18 protein-coding genes and 1 tRNA gene are annotated in these 20,034 nt (G+C 44.9%); 3 read left to right on the top strand and 16 right to left on the bottom strand.

Annotated features, from left to right (window positions below; all coding sequences use genetic code 11):
* Positions 1 to 48: 48 nt before the first annotated feature.
* Entirely contained in the window at positions 49 to 3,636 is a 3,588-nt protein-coding gene (locus LQ567_RS10545) for an Ig-like domain-containing protein (protein ID WP_231004463.1), read from the bottom strand.
* A gap of 492 nt (positions 3,637 to 4,128) precedes the next feature.
* Between LQ567_RS10545 and LQ567_RS10550 the strand changes: the two genes are divergently transcribed.
* Together LQ567_RS10550 and LQ567_RS10555 are read left to right on the top strand one after the other, a co-directional pair.
* Complete coding sequence (locus LQ567_RS10550; RefSeq protein ID WP_231004464.1) at positions 4,129 to 5,055, top strand: helix-hairpin-helix domain-containing protein; 927 nt, start codon at positions 4,129 to 4,131, stop codon at positions 5,053 to 5,055.
* A gap of 240 nt (positions 5,056 to 5,295) precedes the next feature.
* The gene (locus LQ567_RS10555; RefSeq protein ID WP_231004465.1) at positions 5,296 to 5,571 is read left to right on the top strand and encodes a GxxExxY protein; all 276 of its coding nucleotides are present in this window, start codon (positions 5,296 to 5,298) and stop codon (positions 5,569 to 5,571) included.
* Positions 5,572 to 5,899: 328 nt separating this feature from the next.
* On the opposite strand, the gene rplL is transcribed toward LQ567_RS10555, so the two are convergent.
* The 9 genes from rplL to gap all read right to left on the bottom strand — a co-directional run bounded on the left by rplL (position 5,900) and on the right by gap (position 12,877).
* Positions 5,900 to 6,274 carry a 50S ribosomal protein L7/L12 gene (gene rplL, locus LQ567_RS10560; protein ID WP_231004466.1) on the bottom strand — a complete coding sequence of 125 codons (375 nt, stop codon included), beginning with the start codon at positions 6,272 to 6,274 and terminating at the stop codon, positions 5,900 to 5,902.
* A 116-nt stretch (positions 6,275 to 6,390) separates the two neighbouring features.
* A complete protein-coding gene (gene rplJ, locus LQ567_RS10565) occupies positions 6,391 to 6,978 on the bottom strand; it encodes a 50S ribosomal protein L10 (RefSeq protein WP_231004467.1) in 588 nt (195 codons plus the stop codon).
* A gap of 51 nt (positions 6,979 to 7,029) precedes the next feature.
* Positions 7,030 to 7,725, bottom strand: a complete 696-nt coding sequence (gene rplA, locus LQ567_RS10570) for a 50S ribosomal protein L1 (protein WP_231004468.1) — start codon at positions 7,723 to 7,725, stop codon at positions 7,030 to 7,032.
* A gap of 51 nt (positions 7,726 to 7,776) precedes the next feature.
* On the bottom strand, positions 7,777 to 8,220 hold the full coding sequence (gene rplK / locus LQ567_RS10575; protein WP_231004469.1) for a 50S ribosomal protein L11: 444 nt from the start codon (positions 8,218 to 8,220) through the stop codon (positions 7,777 to 7,779).
* A gap of 294 nt (positions 8,221 to 8,514) precedes the next feature.
* Positions 8,515 to 8,985, bottom strand: a complete 471-nt coding sequence (locus tag LQ567_RS10580) for a hypothetical protein (RefSeq protein WP_231004470.1) — start codon at positions 8,983 to 8,985, stop codon at positions 8,515 to 8,517.
* Positions 8,986 to 8,994: 9 nt separating this feature from the next.
* On the bottom strand, positions 8,995 to 9,369 hold the full coding sequence (locus tag LQ567_RS10585) for a diacylglycerol kinase family protein (RefSeq protein ID WP_231004471.1): 375 nt from the start codon (positions 9,367 to 9,369) through the stop codon (positions 8,995 to 8,997).
* Positions 9,370 to 9,478: 109 nt separating this feature from the next.
* Positions 9,479 to 10,342, bottom strand: a complete 864-nt coding sequence (locus LQ567_RS10590) for a hypothetical protein (RefSeq protein WP_231004472.1) — start codon at positions 10,340 to 10,342, stop codon at positions 9,479 to 9,481.
* 144 nt (positions 10,343 to 10,486) lie between these two features.
* The gene (locus LQ567_RS10595) at positions 10,487 to 11,686 is read right to left on the bottom strand and encodes a phosphoglycerate kinase (RefSeq protein WP_231004473.1); all 1,200 of its coding nucleotides are present in this window, start codon (positions 11,684 to 11,686) and stop codon (positions 10,487 to 10,489) included.
* Between the two features lie 177 nt (positions 11,687 to 11,863).
* Positions 11,864 to 12,877, bottom strand: a complete 1,014-nt coding sequence (gap, locus tag LQ567_RS10600) for a type I glyceraldehyde-3-phosphate dehydrogenase (RefSeq protein WP_231004474.1) — start codon at positions 12,875 to 12,877, stop codon at positions 11,864 to 11,866.
* 188 nt (positions 12,878 to 13,065) lie between these two features.
* Between gap and LQ567_RS10605 the strand changes: the two genes are divergently transcribed.
* A tRNA-Glu gene (locus LQ567_RS10605) sits at positions 13,066 to 13,137 on the top strand.
* A gap of 158 nt (positions 13,138 to 13,295) precedes the next feature.
* On the opposite strand, the gene LQ567_RS10610 is transcribed toward LQ567_RS10605, so the two are convergent.
* The 6 genes from LQ567_RS10610 to LQ567_RS10635 form a co-directional block, all read right to left on the bottom strand.
* Positions 13,296 to 14,582, bottom strand: coding sequence for a M57 family metalloprotease (locus tag LQ567_RS10610; RefSeq protein WP_231004475.1), 1,287 nt, complete (start codon positions 14,580 to 14,582; stop codon positions 13,296 to 13,298).
* A 963-nt stretch (positions 14,583 to 15,545) separates the two neighbouring features.
* On the bottom strand, positions 15,546 to 16,364 hold the full coding sequence (locus LQ567_RS10615) for a helix-turn-helix domain-containing protein (protein WP_231004476.1): 819 nt from the start codon (positions 16,362 to 16,364) through the stop codon (positions 15,546 to 15,548).
* 43 nt (positions 16,365 to 16,407) lie between these two features.
* Positions 16,408 to 17,136 carry an SDR family oxidoreductase gene (locus tag LQ567_RS10620; protein WP_231004477.1) on the bottom strand — a complete coding sequence of 243 codons (729 nt, stop codon included), beginning with the start codon at positions 17,134 to 17,136 and terminating at the stop codon, positions 16,408 to 16,410.
* A 33-nt stretch (positions 17,137 to 17,169) separates the two neighbouring features.
* The gene (locus tag LQ567_RS10625) at positions 17,170 to 18,162 is read right to left on the bottom strand and encodes an SDR family NAD(P)-dependent oxidoreductase (RefSeq protein WP_231004478.1); all 993 of its coding nucleotides are present in this window, start codon (positions 18,160 to 18,162) and stop codon (positions 17,170 to 17,172) included.
* 906 nt (positions 18,163 to 19,068) lie between these two features.
* Entirely contained in the window at positions 19,069 to 19,362 is a 294-nt protein-coding gene (locus LQ567_RS10630) for a DUF1905 domain-containing protein (RefSeq protein WP_231004479.1), read from the bottom strand.
* Positions 19,363 to 19,395: 33 nt separating this feature from the next.
* Entirely contained in the window at positions 19,396 to 19,821 is a 426-nt protein-coding gene (locus tag LQ567_RS10635; protein WP_231004480.1) for a VOC family protein, read from the bottom strand.
* Positions 19,822 to 20,034 lie beyond the last annotated feature (213 nt).

Consider the following 20,034-nt stretch of genomic DNA (forward strand, 5'->3'; position numbering starts at 1 on the left):
GTTTTAAAATGTGTCTTTACATATTATGCAATGGGTAACGCTGGCGTACTAATTATTGGGCGCCGGCGTATACTTGATCGTTTCTGTATCCGCGTTATTCAATTCATTATTATCACCGCCGGAACCGAATACAATCGTAGCAAGTACATTATCCGAGCCGGAGTTATTACCACCGTTAAAGCTTACCGTAAATCCAAACGATGATACCGATGATGCGGCAATGGATGTTTTATTGTTGGTTCCTCCCAGTTTAAAGATATAGTTCAGACCTTGCTGATCTTCTCCTACATAGGTCCAATCCGCATTCTGTACTGCCTGGTTGGTGTTAATCACCGTTAAGCTTGGATTATACGGATCAATCGTGAAGTTGGGAGACTTGGCGATACGTACAGATACTTCAGTACCATTTGTAGCGCTGGTTCCGGTAAATACGGCTGCTTTTATATTTACTGTTTTTGCCCCAACTACCTGTGCAGGCAGTGCCATAAGGCTCATACCAATATCCACGGCTCCACCGGCGGTATATACATACAGGGTTCCATTGGCACTATTTCCTTTATTATCATGGATTTCATATGCGAACCGTGCGGTGCCGCTAAATCCGGCTTTAGGAGTAAAGGTATAAGCGCCGTCCGTTCCTACTGTAAATTGACCAAATGTTGGGTCGGTAACTGTTTGCTGCGTTACAGTTTGAGGATCGCCGTCCGGATCGATGTCATTATCTTTTACATTTCCGGATACCGCTATTCCCGCATTCGTTACAGCAAAATCATCCGTTGCGGTGGTAGTGTTGAGCGTGGCGGGTTTTACTTCTATAAACACATATGCATATCCGCAAAGATTGGTACCTGGTGTTTCGCAAACTTTGTATACGATCGTATCCTTTCCAACGAATCCATCTGCCGGTGTGTATACCAGCTGATTGCCATTCATGGTAGCGGTACCATTTGAACCTTGCTTGAATACTTCCGGTGTACCAAGTGTACCACCTTCATTACCGGCATGGTCATTTGCCAGTATATTCACGGTAACGGCTGCTCCGGCATTGGTTGCTGCGATATCCGTATTAGCGATCGGTGAATTTGTATTAACCGCAGGGTTTGTAACGATAATTGTAAGGTTCTGCACCTCTGTATACGTTCCGTTGCTGGCCGTAACATTGTAGCTATAAGAACCCGGAGCAGTAGTAACAAAAGTATAGTCACCACTTCCGTCCACATTCAGCGAAAGCGTTCCACCGGCAGGATTGGGCAAACCGTCTGCTCCGTTTACCGCAACCGCATTGGTGTATGCCGTTCCGGAAGGCACTTTATCGTTGGTAGCCACAGATCCGTTAACCGGTTTATTGATTATGGTATAGTTGATATCCGGATTGGTTTTGAAAATCGGACAGCTGATGCCCGGTGTACCGGGGGTAACAAATCGTGTATCAACCGTAGCGCCGTACACATCAATATCGAGGCTTGCAAGCAGATTGGCACTTACCAATCCGTCCTTCACAATGCGGATCTCGTCATAATCAGCAGGCGCGGTAAAGCCCACATTATATACAGCTCCCTGGGAAGAACCAACAGTGATCAGGTTCAGCAATTCGAGGCTCAACAATTGAGAACCAGTCGCGCTTCCAACCTTTGTACCATTGTTCCAGATTTCAATTGACAGCCCTTTAAACAGATCAAGTCCGACCAATGTATTATTGGTCCGGATGGTAAATCCGGCGATAGTACCTGCAGGGAATGTGCTTGCCGGTGCCTGAACAGAAATCGCGGTGTTTGATGCTACGTTTGCAGCAGCAATCATTCTTGCATAGTTATTCAAATTCGCATCGATAACATTGCCGATATTTTCAATGGAGCAACCGGCACAAATAGCACCAGATACGCCAGACCGTTCATTGTTTATGATCGCTCCAAAGCCGGTCGGGCTATTTACAATCACATTGGAAGTTTTACAATCAAGCGCATGGTCACAGCTTTTCTGGATATCAATTCCATATATCTTCACTTCGCCTAAATCGGCCCCAACCGGTTTGGTAAATTCGATAGAAGCTTCATCGAAATCAGCGCTTGCTACAACACCCACTTCCTGCCGGGTTCTATTATTGCCCAGCAAGGTCGTTTTTGCGCCAACCAATAGGGCGTTGCCACTGCTGGTTTGCACAGGTGCTACCTGCCCCGTTTTGTACAGTTTTACAATGGCGCTGCCCAGTACATTTGCACTAAGGATCGAATTGCTCTCTACATCAAATGCCACATAGGTACCTGTGGGATAGTTGGCGCCTGTAGCTTTTTTTACAGAGATAGTGGCATTCGATAATACATTGGCCGTCGTACTGATGGTGGCAGCGGTTGAAGTATTGCCATCGATAATGTTATCCAGGCCGGTTAAATTATTATTTACAGAAAGCACTCCGCCTACACCGGTTCTTGCCCAGTTAATATACACCGGGTCTATTGTACTATTTAAGGAAGTTAATGTATTGCAGGCAAAGCTCGGCCGCAGATCACAGAACTTCTTCACAACCACCTGGTAGATATTGGTGCTTCCCAGGTTTACATCAGCCAGGCCGGTGGAATTAAATACCAGCCGGGCCTTATCAAAGGCCACAGTAGATACACCCCCAAACATAAACCGGTTGCCGGTCAATGCATCAACACCCAGCAAGCCGCCTGTTCTGCTGATGGTTTGAAGTACGGCCCCATCATTGTTAGAGAGTTCAATGCTGTACCGCTCAAGCACACCCAATGATAAGATATTGGTGTTCTCAATATCAAATGCAATGTAAGTGCCTGCGGGATATTGCCCTACCGTATTTTTAATAGATACACCGTGAGAACCCAATGCACTGAGCACAGGTACCATTGTTGCCGCAGTGGCGGTGCTGTTATCAACCATGTTATCCAGGTTGGTAATACCACCGAGTGCCAGAACGGCGCTGGTGCTGTTTTCAGCAACTACCGGATACGCAGGAAAGGACTGCATCGTTTGTATGTTGCAGGCCAGGGCATTGGCATCAAATGTACACGAACCTGTACCGCGCATAAACGCATAGAAGATGCTATAGGAACCAAGACCGATCGTTGCATCAATCGTAATACGTGTTCCGTAAAAATCCTGGTTGGTATAAAAACCTACTTCAGATGCGCCACCCAGGGAAACTGCAAGCAGATCGGCACCGCTTTTACTTTCAATTACGTTTCCGCTTGCGTCCAGTGTAGATATTGTGATCGATCCCAATGCAGAAAGTCCCACAGATGTCAGCCGGAAACCAACATAGTTTCCAGCATTATACTTGGTATCATTTCCAACGTCCCTTACATTCAATGTAAGCGATCCGGTAACAGCAATTGTACCGGAGTAAGAATTCGTCAGGTCATTATCTGTTACTCGAGCGGCCTGACCTGCAGGCCCCCAAAAAGATAATCCGGATGTGCTGGTGGTAACGGCAAATCCATTCAGCGGCGAATTATCAGTGCCACTGCCTGGATCATTGGTCATAGGTACATTGGTCATACTACAGGTCAGCGCGCTTTGCTGTGCATGCGCCCGCCCTACATCAATGAGTAGCAGGCAGAGTAAAAACACAAATACGGCTGCCCTTTTAAGGGCAATTTCAAGAGGTTGATTGGTTCTCATAATAGATATATTTTATACCCCCAGGCAAAACAGAGCCCAGGTATCTTTAAATACAAAACACCATACAGTACCGTTCGAGCGCACGCTACAGCACATCACTGCTTAAGGTGACATACAGCTCCCTTTGCCCGATACAGCACATTAACTGGCAGCCCTGGTAACAGGACGTAGCCGTAAATTGATATGTCGACTCTATGTATTCACGTTAGCCGGTTTTGAGTAATCCAAAAACACAGCGCTTTGGTGCACACATTTACAAAACCTATAATGAAGAATAACATTTACTAAAGGGCCTTCTTCATTTGAGCTATCACAGTGTGGAAATTTTAGTAGTTTTTTAATAGTAAAAGTAGGTTTACAATGCAATAGCTGGTAGTAAAGATAAACTTCCCTATAACAATAATCCAAATTTTGTTAATTTTTTTTTTATAAAGTTTTTTTTTGTTATATTTCAGAAACACCATCCTTTAACCAATGCTAAAATGTTAATCTATGAACGCGTACTTACGATTTTCAAAAAAAGAGTTAGCAGGTTTACTGCTATTAATTATGGTGGTACTGCTTTTTGCAGTACAGCCTTTTATTCAGACAACAACAAAACGGCAAAAGCTGGATGCCGCTTCCCGAAGGGCTTTCAGCAAGATCATTAACACACTTGAAGTTGCTGACAACAATGATCAGCCGGATGCAATGCCGTCATCACCCAATGCCTATTCTTATTCAAAGCGAGCGTACACCTCCTCAACAAAAGGCAGGCTTTTTACATTTGATCCTAACACACTGGACGCAGCAGGCTGGCTACAGCTGGGGCTGCGGGAGCGCACCGTACAAACCATTATCCGCTACCGGAATAAGGGAGGCCACTTCCGGAAGCCGGAGGACCTGCAGAAAATTTATGGATTGCACAGGGATGAATTTGAGCGGATCAAACCTTATGTGGTTCTAACAACCCCGCCCTACCCGAATGCGGATGCCACATCCATTGCTTCAACGACGCGCAAAACATTTATCCGCTCAGTACCGCAACCGATCGATATTAATACAGCAGATACCACTGCTTATAAAGCACTGTATGGTATTGGCAGCCGGCTGGCTGCAAGGATCGTTCATTACCGGGAAAAGCTGGGCGGCTTTTACAGCATCGGGCAGGTGGGTGAAACCTATGGTGTTCCGGATTCGACCTTTCAGAAAATAAAGCCGCTGCTGCTGTTAAATCATCCGGACCTCCGGAAGCTTTCGATCAATACCGCATCGTACGAAGCGCTAAACGCACATCCTTATATCAGCAGCAAGCTGGCCTACCTGATCGTTAAGCAACGAAGCATTGCCCCCATTGCTTCCCCGGAGGCGCTGCAGGTCCTCGTAACCCAAACCAACGATGTATTTGAAAAGCTGGAGCCGTATATCCGGTTTGAATAAGTCACAGCGGCACTGAGTTTTGTTATTGAAGTGCCTTTGAAGGGAGCCCTGGAAGCGCTGAAGGTTTCTGTTCTTGAAGCAGCATCAAAATAGCCGGTAGCTCCGGCCTTGAAAGGCACCCTTTTAAAAATCTAAGTAATTCAGAGCTTCTGCGACTACCTTAAAATACTACTATGAAAAACAAAAATTTTAATCCAGGAAACTATCCGCTGCAACGGGAAACGGACATCATCATAAAATATGGAATCAATATCCATAAAACCCCTGGAGCTGGCTTCCTTGAAATCTTTTTATAAAGATGCTTTCGAATATGAGTTCAGAGAAAATAGCGTTCTTTATAACAGGGAAAGAAGATACCAAATACCGTATAAGAAAATTATTTTGCCGCATCGCTTTCATGCCGACTTCATTGTCTTCAACAACGTAATACTGGAAATAAAAGCCAAAGAAGGTGGCATTGCAGCGGAAGACCTGGCCCAACGATCAATTATCTTAAATGTTCCGGATGCAAAATAGGGTTGATCCTGAACTTTGGGAAAATGGTACTGCAGATCAGGCGGGTCATTTTTTGAATATGAAAATTGAAGCCTGTGCTTCAGTGGCATTCCATCTGCCACTGAGAAGCTGAAACACTGAGATACTTAGGACTACCAGGATCCGGACCACTCTAAAAAATTCAGCGCTTCTGTGGCATACCATTTGCCACCGAGGCACTGAAACATCGAAATATTTAGGGGCTACCAAGACCAGAACCACTCTAAAAAATTTAGTACTTCTGTGGCACAACAAAAAAAGTCCCATAAGATCCTGCGACCTTATGGGACAAATATGCTTTACAAAAGAATTAAGCTACTTCTACTTCAGCACCTGCTTCTTTCAATTTAGCAGCGATGTCTTCAGCTTCAGCTTTAGATACACCTTCTTTTACTGGCTTCGGAGCTCCGTCTACCAGTTCTTTTGCTTCTTTCAGACCTAAACCAGTCAGATCTTTAACGATCTTAACTACGTTCAATTTAGAAGCACCTGCACTCTTAAGGATTACGTCAAATGCTGTTTTTTCTTCAGCAGCAGCCGCACCACCTTCGCCACCGCCAGCTACTACTACCGCAGCTGCAGCAGGCTCGATGCCGTACTCAGACTTTAAAAAATCTGCTAATTCCTGTACTTCTTTTACAGTTAAACCTACCAGGCTTTCTGCTAATGTTTTGATATCTGCCATTTTGCTTTAATTTTTACCGTCTTCATTCCCCCCCGACAGTTATCGGGGACCGGGTCCGACGGCGGGTTTAAAAAAATTGTTTGTTTATTAAATATAGATCGTGACTATATTAAAAATTACTCAGCCGCCGGAGTGGCATCTGCTGCAGGTGCTTCCGCTTCAGGAGCTGCTGCAGTTTCAGTTGCCGGAGCTTCTGCTGCTACCGGTGCTGCTTCGCCTTCGGGTCTGTTCTGCAACGCACCAATCACACGCTGGATCGGAGACAGTAACAAGCCGATCACTTCACCGATCAGTTCATTCTTCGTTTTGATCTTAACCAGGGTAGCCAGTTGGTTATCGCCGGTATACAAATCTCCGTTAATGAACGCCAGTTTCAGTTCTGGTTTTTCTTTTTTTGCTTCGCTGCGGAAAGAGCTCAGGATTACAGCAGGATCCTTGGGGTTTTCAGAAAACATCAGGGCCGTTACCTTGTGCAGGGAATCATATACCCCTGTGTACTTTTCTGCATCCAGTCCTTCCAGGGCTTTCCGGATCAGGGTGTTTTTGGCCACTTTCATTTCTACATTCTTGTCGAAACAAGCGCGGCGCAATTTACCTACCTGCTCTACACTAAGCGACTCGGTATCTGTGATATAAAAGTTGCTGTATTGAGAGAATTTTCCCTTCAATACCTCAATTACTTCATTTTTTTGTTCTTTAGTCATTTTATTGCGGTTTGACTGATTTTAAAAATTAGAACCGGTTAAGCCGGGTGATTACTGTACAAAAGATTTTGTATCCAAAGCAATTCCAGGGCCCATAGAGCTGGCCATAGAAATTCCTTTCAAATAAGTACCTTTTGCTGTGGTGGGTTTTGCCTTAATGATGGCATTTAAAAACTCCTGGCCATTTTCAGCAATCTTCTCAGGGCTGAAACTTACGCGACCGATGGAAGCATGCACGATACCGGCTTTATCCACTTTAAAAGCGATCTTACCACCTTTTACCTCGTTAACAGCAGCAGCTACATCATTGGTTACTGTTCCTGTTTTAGGGTTCGGCATCAGGTTACGGGGTCCCAGGATCTTACCTAATTTACCAATCTTCGGCATTACTGCAGGCGTAGCGATCACTACATCCACATCTGTCCAGCCACCTTCAATTTTCTGTACAAATTCGTCCAAACCAACATAATCAGCGCCGGCGCTGTTTGCATCGGCTTCTTTATCGGGTGTACAAAGTACCAGTACACGTTTTGTTTTACCGGTTCCGTGGGGTAAGGTTACCGTACCACGAATGGCCTGATCGGCTTTTTTAGGATCTACACCCAAACGAACGTGCAGATCAACAGAAGCGTCAAACTTTGCAACGCTTGTATCTTTTACTATTGCAGAAGCCTCTTTCAGGCTATACGCTTTATTAGCGTCTACCTTTGCGTTTGCAACTTTTCTTTTTTTACTAATGAATGCCATTTGTCAATTCTTTTTAGGCCTGCCAGCCGGCAGGCGGGTTCGTAAAATGGATTAATTTTCCCACGGGGCTTTTCCTTCAACATTCAGTCCCATGCTGCGCGCTGTACCGGCTACCATTTTCATAGCAGAATCAACGGTAAAGCAGTTCAGGTCAGGCATTTTGTCTTTTGCAATAGCCTCTACCTGCTCCCAGGTAACCTTACCCACTTTGGCGCGGTTGCTTTCTTTAGAACCCTTCTGAATTTTAGCGGCTTCCATCAGCTGAATCGCTGCGGGAGGCGTTTTGATTACAAATTCAAAACTTTTGTCGCTGTAAACGGTGATTAATACGGGAAGTACTTTTCCCATTTTGTCTTGTGTGCGGGCGTTGAATTGTTTGCAGAATTCCATGATGTTTACACCTTTGGAACCTAACGCCGGCCCAATAGGAGGTGCAGGATTGGCCTGACCGCCCTTACACTGTAGCTTTACAAAGCCAGAGATTTCTTTTGCCATTTTATTCGATTTATTGGTTCAAACGTTCCGGCAATCACCGGAACTCCCAAATTCCTCCGTCCTGTTTTACTCCGGCATGTACCGGCACAGGAACTATAAAAGAACTAATTGGGGGTGCAAAGGTAGTTATTTTATGATCGTTAATATCGATTATTTCCAACAAAAAATAACTGACACCCCGATACCGACCTAAAAAACTGATTTTCAGTCGAAAAATCACGATACCGCTTCCTCTCAATTACCGCAAAAACAGTTTCCCCCTGTTTTTTCCGCTCAAAACAGCAGCGGCCCATCTCAGGATGCTATTTTCAACAGGATTTTTTTATCCAGGAACCAAAGCATTCCCTTACCCCCAGTTCCCAGGAAAATATCCGGGTTGCCTGTATAATCCGGTTTGCTAAACTGCAGCTCCGCCTGTTGCGCACTGTCAAGCCACGGAAAACCAAATTGTTCTTTTGCATAGTTCCCTTTGGGAAACCCCGCCTCCATATATGCATTCAGGATATCGCCATAGTTTTTTTCATCATAATAAAGAATGGCTTCCAACCCGCTTAGATCCCGGCCATTCCATTGAAAGGTAACGCCTGAAGGCGGATATGTTTTCAGGTCGATCAGCCGGCCCAGTGTTTCCCTGTCTTCGGAAATGCCCAGCCCCGTTTGTGGCTGTAACGGCGGCGCTGCTACATGTGCAGCGGGAGGCTGTTCCTGATTTTGACAGGCCAGCATCAACAGCGGTATCCAATATATAATAAGGAGTCGTTTCATAAAATTCAATCAGATCAGGTTGATCATCCGCGGTATAAAGATCAGTAATCCCACAACGAAGGCTCCGGCCGCTACCAGGAGAACGGCCGCCGCCGAAATATCCTTGATCTGTTTAACCCGGGCATCTGTTTGGGGATGCACCAGGTTACAGATCTTTTCAATGGAGGTATTGATCAGTTCGACCCCCGTTACGGCACTGATACATACGATAATAACAAGCCATTCATAAACAGTTATCCTGAAAACGAAGGCCAGCAATACCACTATGAATGCCGCAATTGCATGTATCCGGAAATTTTGCTCTGACCGGAATGCGGTCTTTAATCCGCTGAAAGCATATCCAAAATTTCGTATTAATTTCTTGAAGGAAAACAGGCGCCCCATATTCAAAGCTACGATAAAAGCCCAAAACAGTATTTCAGTGAGCTATTATATATATGCACCTGTTAGCGGAAGTTGAAAGCTTCGTTGCACAGGTACTGCAACACCGGTTTTACCGCTTTCCTTTTACAGCTTTTTGAGGTGCTGCTTTTTTTTCGTTGGATGCCGCTTTTTGGGCCTCTTCCTCCAGTGCCAGCGAAAATGCGGCCCATACGCAACGACGACAGCCCAGTTCGCTTCCTTTTTCCAGTACGTCCTTTGCTTTTCCCTGGTTTTGAAGTGCGGAATAATACCCGCCCAGCACGGCGTACCCTTCCATATCCCCCAGTTGCAGGGCTTTTTCTATAAGGGCCAGCACTTCCGGATCGGCGTCCTTGTTGAGCAACAGCTCCTTTCCACCCAGCAGTGCGCCAAGCCCACCCATGTTTTCGATGATCTTCAGTCCGGCATAATCTAAACAAGCCTTGGAAAGGCCGCTATCGCAAAGGTTTTTTATTTCTCCGGCAAAGCCATCGTCCGTTGCGCCCAGCAATGCCATCTTATTTTTTGAGGTTACTTCATAATACCGGTTCATCAATCCGGCAACCCGGTCTGCGGCTTCCGGGTCTGTGCGCTTATTTTCAATGACGGTATCTTTTGCCAGGGTCCACACTCCACCATCCACCCATTCGGAAACGCCCTGCAGCTGATCGCCGTTTAATAAAAACTTAAACATGCTTTTGTCCGGGTAAAGGATCAGGCTATCGCCCTTTTGAAAATAGTAGCCGTCTCCCAGGCCTCCAATATCTACTTTACCGTTTCCATCAAACGTAAAATGGCTGTAGAGCGTTGTATCGGAGGTAGCTTTAAAATATCCCTGCAGCCGGTTGGTGATCTCCTGTGCGTTGCTGCGGACAACACCCCCAAACCACAACACAACGGCCACAATGCTATATTGAAAATAACGGAGCTTTTTTCCAGGATGCTTCTTCATCATAACAAAATTTTAAACCCGCGCAAATATATCAAAAAGCCCGGCCGGACTGTTAGCCGTTGCAATAAGTTAAGCGGGATCAACCAGCGCCCATAAAAAATGCGGAGCCGCCGGGCTCCGCACTTAAAACAATTAAAAAGACAGGGGTTATGCTTCTTCGATGGCCGCGATACCCGGAAGTACCTTGCCTTCAAAAAACTCCAGCATGGCACCGCCACCGGTAGAAACATAACTTACTTTATCTGCAAAGCCAAACTTGTTCACCGCCGATACACTGTCGCCACCGCCTACCAGTGAGAAAGCTCCGTTCTGCGTAGCCTCCACCACCGCTTCCGCAATGGCCTTGGTTCCGCCCTGGAATTTTTCCATTTCAAACACGCCCATCGGGCCGTTCCAAAGAATGGTTTTAGATTTTTTGATCACATTTGCAAACTGCTCCCGGGCGTTCTCGGCAATATCTAATCCCATCCAGCCTTCGGGTATAGCGTTGCTGGGAGAGGCTGCAGTGTCCGCATCCGCCGCAAATTTGTCGGCAATAATACTATCGCTGGGCAGGTGGATACAAACTCCTTTTGCGGCTGCTTTTTCCAGGATCTCTTTGGCCGTATCCAGCCGGTCTTCCTCACAAAGCGATGTACCAATACTGCCACCCTGCGCCTTATAGAACGTATAGGCCATTCCGCCACCAATAATGATATCCGTAGCTTTTTCCATCAGGTTTTCGATGATCAGGATCTTATCCGAAACTTTTGCTCCGCCCAAAATTGCTGTAAATGGTTTTTCGCTTTGGGTCAACACCTTCTGAGCGCTGTTCACCTCGTTCTCCATCAGCAGCCCGAACATTTTTTTATCTGCAGGGAAGAATTTTGCAATAACCGCGGTAGAAGCATGCGCGCGATGCGCCGTACCAAAAGCGTCATTCACATACACATCTCCCAGTTTACTCAGTTTTTCGGCAAAAGCTTCATCGCCTTTTTCCTCTTCCTTATAAAAACGAAGGTTTTCCAGCAGCAGCACTTCGCCCGGACGCAGCATATCGGCCGTAAGATAGGCCTGCTCACCAATACAATCATTGGCAAACAACACGGTAACCCCCCCCAGCAATTCGCTGAGGTGGTTTACCAGGTGTTTGAGGGAGAATTTGTCCTCCGGCCCGTTCTTTGGACGGCCCAGGTGGCTCATCAGGATCACTTTACCACCATCTGCGAGGATCTTTTTGATGGTTGGAACGGCCGCCTTCATACGGGCATCCGAAGTAATTTCCAGCTGGTCGTTCAGCGGAACGTTGAAATCGACCCGGATCAGCGCTTTCTGATCTTTGAAGTTATAGTTTGAAAATTTTGACATTGTTAAAGGTTTTGAGATTTGAGAATTGAACGCTGAGCACCGGTAGCTATCAGGATGGCCGCCACATGCACTTCCGTTAAACTGAGCGTAGCAACAAAGATGCCATCTGTCCTGCAGCCGGTATATAAAAAGAAAAAAGCGGAACAAGCTGTTCCGCCTTCACTATTTTTTTCAGCGTTACTTGCTGATCAGTTTCGCAAAATACTCAACCGTGCGAACCAGCTGCGATACATAGCTCATTTCATTGTCATACCAGGAAACGGTACGTACCAGTTGCTTGTCGCCTACAGTGATCACCTTTGTTAACGTAGCATCGAACAAAGAACCGAAGTGCGTGCCAATTACATCGCTGCTCACGATTTCATCTTCGGTATAACCGAAGCTTTCGTTAGAAGCGGCCTTCATTGCAGCATTGATTTCTTCTGCAGAAGTTTGTTTCTTCAGAGTTACGTTCAGCTCAGTGATAGAACCCGTAATGGTAGGCACCCGCTGTGCGCTGCCATCCAGTTTTCCTTTCAGGCTGGGCAATACCAGGCCGATGGCTTTCGCAGCACCGGTGCTGTTGGGAACGATGTTGGCTGCTGCAGCTCTTGCTCTTCTCAGATCTCCTTTTGGATGCGGAGCATCCAGGGTGTTCTGATCGTTGGTATACGCGTGGATCGTGGTCATGATACCCAATTCGATACCAAAAGTATCATCCAGTACTTTCGCCATCGGAGCCAGACAGTTGGTGGTGCAGGAAGCACAGCTGATGATGGTTTCGCTGCCATCCAGGATATCATGGTTTACATTAAATACCACGGTTTTCAGTTCACCGGTAGCTGGTGCGGAGATCACTACTCTTTTAGCGCCGGCAGCGATATGTGCTTCTGCCTTTGTTTTATCGGTGAAGAATCCGGTGCATTCCAGCACCACGTCTACATCATGATCTTTCCATGGAATCTGGGAAGGATCTTTTTGTGCATATATTTTAATTTCATTACCGTCAACGATAATGGAGTTCTCAGTGCTTTTTACATCTTGATTAAAACCACCCTGGGCGGAGTCGTATTTTAACAGGTGAGCTAATACTTTAGGGCTGGTCAAATCATTGATGGCAACAACGTCGATACCTTGTTGGTTGTAGATTTGACGATAAGCCAAACGACCGATTCTGCCGAAGCCGTTGATGGCTACTTTTACTGTACTCATAGTTGTGTAAAAAATTTAATTAAGTAAGAACAATTTTTGGAGGCGTAAAGTTACAGCATTTTGTACGGAATACATATTAAACGATTTCGATTTTTCGACCCTATTTTTTTAAAAGCAATTATTTTTTAATTTTTTTTTGGCCAATCCATTTTGGTCCATTATCTTTGCACTCCCAAAAAACGGGTAACGCCGCGTTGGTCAAGGGGTTAAGACGCATCCCTTTCACGGATGAATCACGGGTTCGATTCCCGTACGCGGTACAAAGCCGGGCTTTTCAGCCCGGTTTTTTTATGCCCGGAATGGCCGGTGCTCGGTTATAATTTTCCGGATCTTATTTCTATTTTATTACAAACAAGGCAGGAAATAAAAACAGGATACCCGTACAGGATATCCTGGGACCAAGTCAGGCAAACTTTATTTAGAAATTCAGATACTGGCCTTGCGGAGTTAAATAGTCGTATTTCATATTAATATTTACCCCAAGTTTAGAAACTTTAGGCAACACCCTTACATTAAAACTAGCAGTTTGTGTAGACCCTCTAACTAAAATTCTGCTATCGGGCGCCCCGGCTACCGGCTGCAACGACGGATAGTCGGTTCCCACGGGCATGTCTGTTTCAGTTCCACCTACAACATTCTTCAACTCCCAAACCAGGGCGGCACCATCTGGTACAAAATCCAACCCGAATGTATAAGACCTTATAGTGCCGGGTCCGCTCCCAGGCCATTCATACGTATAGGGGATGTATGGATACACATATTCAAAAGCATACAAGTCTTCCTGAGAAAAGCCATCACCTTTCGCATAGGGCCATCCTGCCGCCATTGTGGTTGCAGTTTGCGTCCACGCTCCGTATACCCATCCATTCATGATGGAGCCCGGATCCGGGTTGGGGTTACTTGGTGAGGCAACCGGAGCAGTTGAAGATGCATTCACAAGGTTATATACCTGATAAGTAATTGGGTATCCCAGAGGCCAGAGTGTTGCATACCCCGGAGGTAAATCTGTATGCATAAATCCAATAGTATGTCCCAATTCATGTGTCATTAATGTTACTTTATACCGGGTTGCTCTATAATTGAAATTGTATCCCGTATTAATGACCATTTCAAAGCCGGGCTTTCCATCAAATGGCACTATCGCCATCCCGCCCCATTTATATAGGGAGGTATCCATATTTATCAACTTTACATCAATATCAGATGTACTACTTGACGCCACCCTGGTAAACCTGACATTAGATCCCGCTATCAGTGTATTAAAATTTGCTATTGCCCAATCCAGCGCATCTGAGTAATCATTCAGCTCATAAACGTCTATACCTGGTTGTGCCAATACATTGGAATCTACCTCCAGAGACACTTTAATGTTTCGCTGGTACTGATTTTCAACCAGAACATACCCCATTCCCGGTGCTAAACCGGTATTTTGTTTTGCACCTTTATCTCGGACTATTTTCGATTTTTTATTGAGCAAGGCTCCATCCCGGACCTCAAAATCTGAGTTAGTTACAGCAGTTTTTAAATTTTTCACAATAGTTATGCCCGGCTTTAACGCCGCATAGTCAATTCCTGCATTTTTCCCTTCTGTTTCTGGCACTTTGGTTTCCGGTGTTTTTGTTTCCTGGATATCCGACTTACGACAGCCTATAACCAGCATCAATGAAAGAGATGCTAATGCAACGATTTTGAAATTTTGTTTCATTTTGTGATTTTTAATTTGGTTTTTTAAAATTCCTGACTCAGTAAGATATATAGCGTTATTTTGAAAATAAAGGCCCTGAGCATACGACTAAGCGTCTTTCAAGCCGGTTATTCAAGACATCCGATAAATAACCGCCTTTATATATTTTATGATTTTCGTTTTTCTTTAAGCAGTCTTTGGGTTCTCCTTCTTAATACCTCCTGATTCTTTAAGTACATATGTAAAGAAATCATCGCAGTCATCTTGGCTTTTTTCAACCTGTTATTTGTTGAGTCAAACGGTTACCGCAAAAAATATCTACCCGGCACTATTACTTCTTGCCCCCCTTATAAAAAGGAGCCCGATATTTTCGATGGAACATTATTTGCTCACATGGATATAATCTGCGATCTCACAACGGACGTCCGGAATACCAATAACCCTGCCCTTCGGGCTCCGCTCACCGATGAAAATTCAGAATCGCAATTCAAAATCCAAGCAGCTTATTCATTACATTAAGCTGCACAAAATTTCTTTATTTAATTTTTAAGATTTATGTTTTGGGGTTAGATTTGGTTTGGGGTTTAGAAATTCCAGGCTCATTTATAATCTGATATAAATTTAAGAATATTAAGTTATATAACCAAATGGTTCTCTAAGATATTTTCAAAAAACAAGTAATTACTACTGTGACATATCTGTTTGTTTGGAATTATTATTATTGTCATCACAAATTCAGCATAGGGTACAAATTTTTTTATCCCATTGCCTTAGGTAAGGGAAAAATTCTACTGCATTTTCCCCTTTATTACAGGTATCATAAGATGATAATTTTTGTAGTAAACCCCACTTTAGTACCATATTTTACATTCCATAAAAGTTCACAAAACAGTTCACGGCAACTACGTTAAGGTAAATCAACTGATACGTTCTGCCATTCCCGGCAATTAGGTAAAGACAAACACTCCCGGGTTCAAAAACCGGCTAATCCCCAATGTCTTTACCAGACAGATAGCTGGGGGCGTATCCAAATCGTTTTTTAAAAGCAAAGGAAAAATGAGAGAGGTTTTCAAATCCCACTTCATAGCAAACGTCCAGAGGCTTTTTCTTCTTTTCGGTAAGTTGATAGTGTGCCAGCTCCAGCCGCTTTTGGGTTAGCCAGCGCTGCGGAGTCATACTGAAGGCTTTTTTAAAATCACGTTTAAAGGTTGTGAGGCTCCTGCCCGTGAGGTAACCGAATTGCTCCATAGACAGGTTGAACATAAAATGCTTTTCCATATAGTCCACCAGGCTGATTTTTCCCGGTTCTTCAAAATTAGCCAGCACATGATCAATCTCGTTGTCCAGTGTTCTGAGAATACTAATAGCTTCGGTGATCTTAATGGAGGCAATATCTTCCGGTATATCCTTCATGTCAAAATATGGAATAAGAGAGGCCAGGCAGCTTTCCAGCAAGGGATGATTACTGAAATGATAGATCTTCTGATACTTCATGGATTGAGATTTTATATTCCTGCCGGCATAAAAATCCCTGAGCCTTTCTACTGATAAATGCATCACTACCGTTTTATGTGGCTGCCCCTCTTTAGGGTAGTTAATAATAGTGGCCAGTTGATTTCTTGGGATCAAAAAAATATCGCCTTTCCTGAAAAAATAAGTTGCATCTGCCTGCACGATCTTGGTTTCGCCGGAGAGAAACCATACCAGCATATGTTGATCGAACATGATATCCGATTTAAAGAACTTGTCCTCGTAACTGGAAAGCTTTATGTCTTCAGTAATATACCTGGCGCTGTATTCCATGTTCTTGTATTTTTAAAGAAAGGAGTCACTAATTACAAAAATATTAAATAGATTGCCCTCCATCCACTAAAAAATTAGCGCCTGTGAGGAAAGCTGCTTCTTCGCCCGCCAGATAGTGTATCATGCTGGCCACTTCTTCGGCTTTACCCATTCTTCCGGCGGGGATACTTTGTACCAGCAGGGTCTCCAGCGCCTCATCGAGCCCTATCTTATTCATAATCTCTGTGGCTATCGGCCCCGGGCTTACAGCATTGACACGAATTTTACGGGATGCCAGTTCGAGCGCCGCAATTTTCACCACCGCATTGATGGCAGCCTTACTCGCTGCATATACCGAAGCGCTTTGCGGAGATATGGTTGCCGAGGTGGAGGACAACATAATCACTGATGCTCCGTCTTTGAGCAAGGGAATAAACCGGCTCAGTGTAAAATAGGCCCCTTTAAAATTAATACTCATCATTTCATCAAACAGGCTTTCTTCAACCTGCTCTATGGTTGAGAATCTGGTAATACCTGCATTAACCAGCAGGATATCTACTTTGCCGAATTGATCTTTAACCTGCCTTGCCAACGCATCAATATCCGTTAATTTCGCCTGGTCTGCAACCAGGCCTTCTACATGAAGTTCCGCTGCGGCTTTTTCAACAGCGTCCTTTCTTCTTCCGGTTATAATTACATCAGCTCCATATTCTTTGAATCTTTTTGCGGCGGCATAGCCAATACCGCTGTTACCACCCGTGATAACGGCAATTTTATTTTTAAGATTTTTCATCTTGTTTTTTAAATGGTAAAAATTGAGCAGATCTTATATTTCGAACTTTAAGCCCGTCATTTCCTCGGTCAGCGTCCATAGTTTTCTGGCAGCGGTTTCATCCAGGGAATAAGGATTCACTCCCTTTTGATGAGAAATGTCGGAACAGAGCACGGCAATATCTGCGTCTTCACAGTATACCCCACCTATGTTGTTCAACAAGGGACTGGAAGCACACCAAATTGTTGTAGCTGCTCCCTGAGGAATTGTTTTTAATGCCGCAGCCACTTCAGGCAGCATCTTACCGGCGGCATCTACAAAACCCATTTTCTGAAACAGCTCTAGAGGAGCTTCCCTTCCTAACTCGGTGCCGCCGATAGATCCGGGATGTACAGCATACACCCTGATATTGGATGCGCGGGCGCGATGGTCCAGTTCCATGGAAAAAAGATTAACAGCCGTTTTCGACTGTCCGTAACCTTGTAAGGTTTCGTATTCCCTGTGAAGAAAATTAGGGTCTTCAAAGTTAAACGGAGCGAAATGATGCCCGTGGGAAGAGACATTGATTACCCTGGCGCCGTTTGCTTTTTTTAATGACGGCCATAATTTTGAAGTAAGCCGGAAGAGCGCCAGATAATTAGTAGCCAGTTGTGATTCTATACCATCCCCATCCCTGCGTAGCGGCACCCACATAATGCCTGCATTGTTGATCAGTATATGTAACGGTCTTCCGGAAGCGAGAAAATGATCTGCAAATGCATCAATAGATGCCGGTGCCATTAAGTCCATTGTTGCTATTTCCACATTGGGAACGCCCTGTAGATTTTTACTGGCCTTATCTATGTCCCGCGCGGGTACAATAACGGTTGCACCGGCTGCAGCAAGTGTGCGGGTCGTTTCCAGGCCGATACCCGTATTACCGCCGGTTACTATGGCGATCTTACCGGTAAGGTTAACTCCTTTTATTACATCAGTGGTTGTTGATTTTGCATTGAAGCCTGAACCGATTGGATGTTGTAAGGCTCCCTGGTAATTGTTTTGTTTCATTTTAAATTTGTTTTTGTTGAAACAAAAGTAGAACGCCTTACACCCGGCCACTTTGTTGAAAAGGCCTAATTTACTTTGTTTAAAAGACCGGCCCCTGCCGTTATCATATAACCATTCCTATACATCCTTGATCACAGGATCCAGCAGCAGCAAGCCCTGCAGCCCGGTGATTACCCATATATGGATACTGCAGCAACCCGCACCTTTTTGACAGCCTGGATCCTTATTATTTTACCTATACCGATAATTTCACCATACCCGATCTGCAAAATGCCCAACGGTTCCGGTTCCGGCGCGGGCGGTCTTCAAAAGGTATTAACCTGATTCACTCCACAGCTAATGGAGCAACAGCCTCGACCTTTTTGGCATTCCCTGTGACAAGTAATGTTGTACCGCTACTCCCGGATCCAACGCCGCTGGCCGCATGCGGGCTTCGGTAAAGCAGCAGCCACGGAGCATAAAAATATTATTAAACTTGGTGATACGGCAGCTGCTGCAGCAACACGGTGCCCTGCCGCCCATGGACCGGGGCAATAAGGCGGCGGCGGGTTGACAGGCATCGGACAGCCGGAACTAACGGGCAATACACCCTGCATCAGATCGCGGATAAAAACCCGTAATGCAGGTAACAGTTTATAATAGCGCAAAACCATGCCGGCATTTTATACAAATTACAAGCCTGAGAAAAGATGATGACGTTGCCGGAGAAGGATTCGTTATTAAAGGGTTCTATTGATCTGCGTACAGCGGCAGGGCTACTGCAAAATGCCCACGCATACCAAAACGCTTTGCTCCTGGTGGCGCAGGGGGCCAGGCCTTCCTATCCTATTTAAAAAAGGCATACCTATCGCTGTTGCTGTTTTCATCTTTTCAAAACAATAGCCGGACACATGGTGAGTAGAGGCGTTATTCAAAGAGGCGTTCTTCCAACTTGACAAGAACGGTATCTCCGACTTCTTTTTGAATGAGGCTACGCAGCGCCGCTTTCACAGGTAGTTTGTGCGTGCCATTTCCTAATGCCATAAAAGAACTGCGAAATGGGTGATTATCTATAGTCCCCCGCACTTTGACAAGTCCTTTGGTACCAAAAAATGTGACAGATTCCAGCCACACCAGGTAGGTCCATCCTCCTTTGTTTTTACTCCTGACCAGCTTTGCTGTGAACTGCTTATTTAATTTCTGATTAACTGTTTGTTTCATATGTGTTAGATTTTAATCAGGCGGACATTCTATTTATGCCAAGGGTTGGTTCGGGTAATAACCAATAGTCCATTTAATACCAAATGGATCGCGAATCACTGCCATCTTCCCCGAAAAGAAGTCATGTAGGGGAAATATAATAGCGCCTCCTGCTGAAAGATTGGTGAGGTAGGTGTTCAGCTCGTCTTCTGTACTGCAGCTCAATGACAAAGACAGGGCATTCTCTATTGGATTTATCGTTTCATGAGAACCCATTTCGTCTGAGGCTAACAGCACTATTTCCCCCTTTGTAAGACTGGAATGCAGGATGCTATCTGCCATGTCAGTAGGAAACCGGGCAGCCATAGGAGATTGTCCTACTGTTATTATATCAAGGGGCACATTCAGCGCATCTTTGTAAAACATCATGGCGTTGCGACAGTTGCCGTTGAACGTAATATGCGGGTTAATCTGTGACATATCTGTTTGTTTTTGGGTCATCCATTATGATCACCACAAATGTAGCATGGGGCACATTATAGCAAGAGGTGGGATAACGTCAAAAACAAGGAGTTTTACGCTATGTATCTAACACTATAGTTACAGCGTATAATAAATTATGGTAATGGGCTACCTGATAGCAGGCCTAACAGAAAATATCTTTAATGAATCACGGCTCTTATGTTGCGGTTA

Source organism: Niabella pedocola (genome assembly GCF_021044425.1).
GTDB lineage: Bacteria > Bacteroidota > Bacteroidia > Chitinophagales > Chitinophagaceae > Niabella > Niabella pedocola.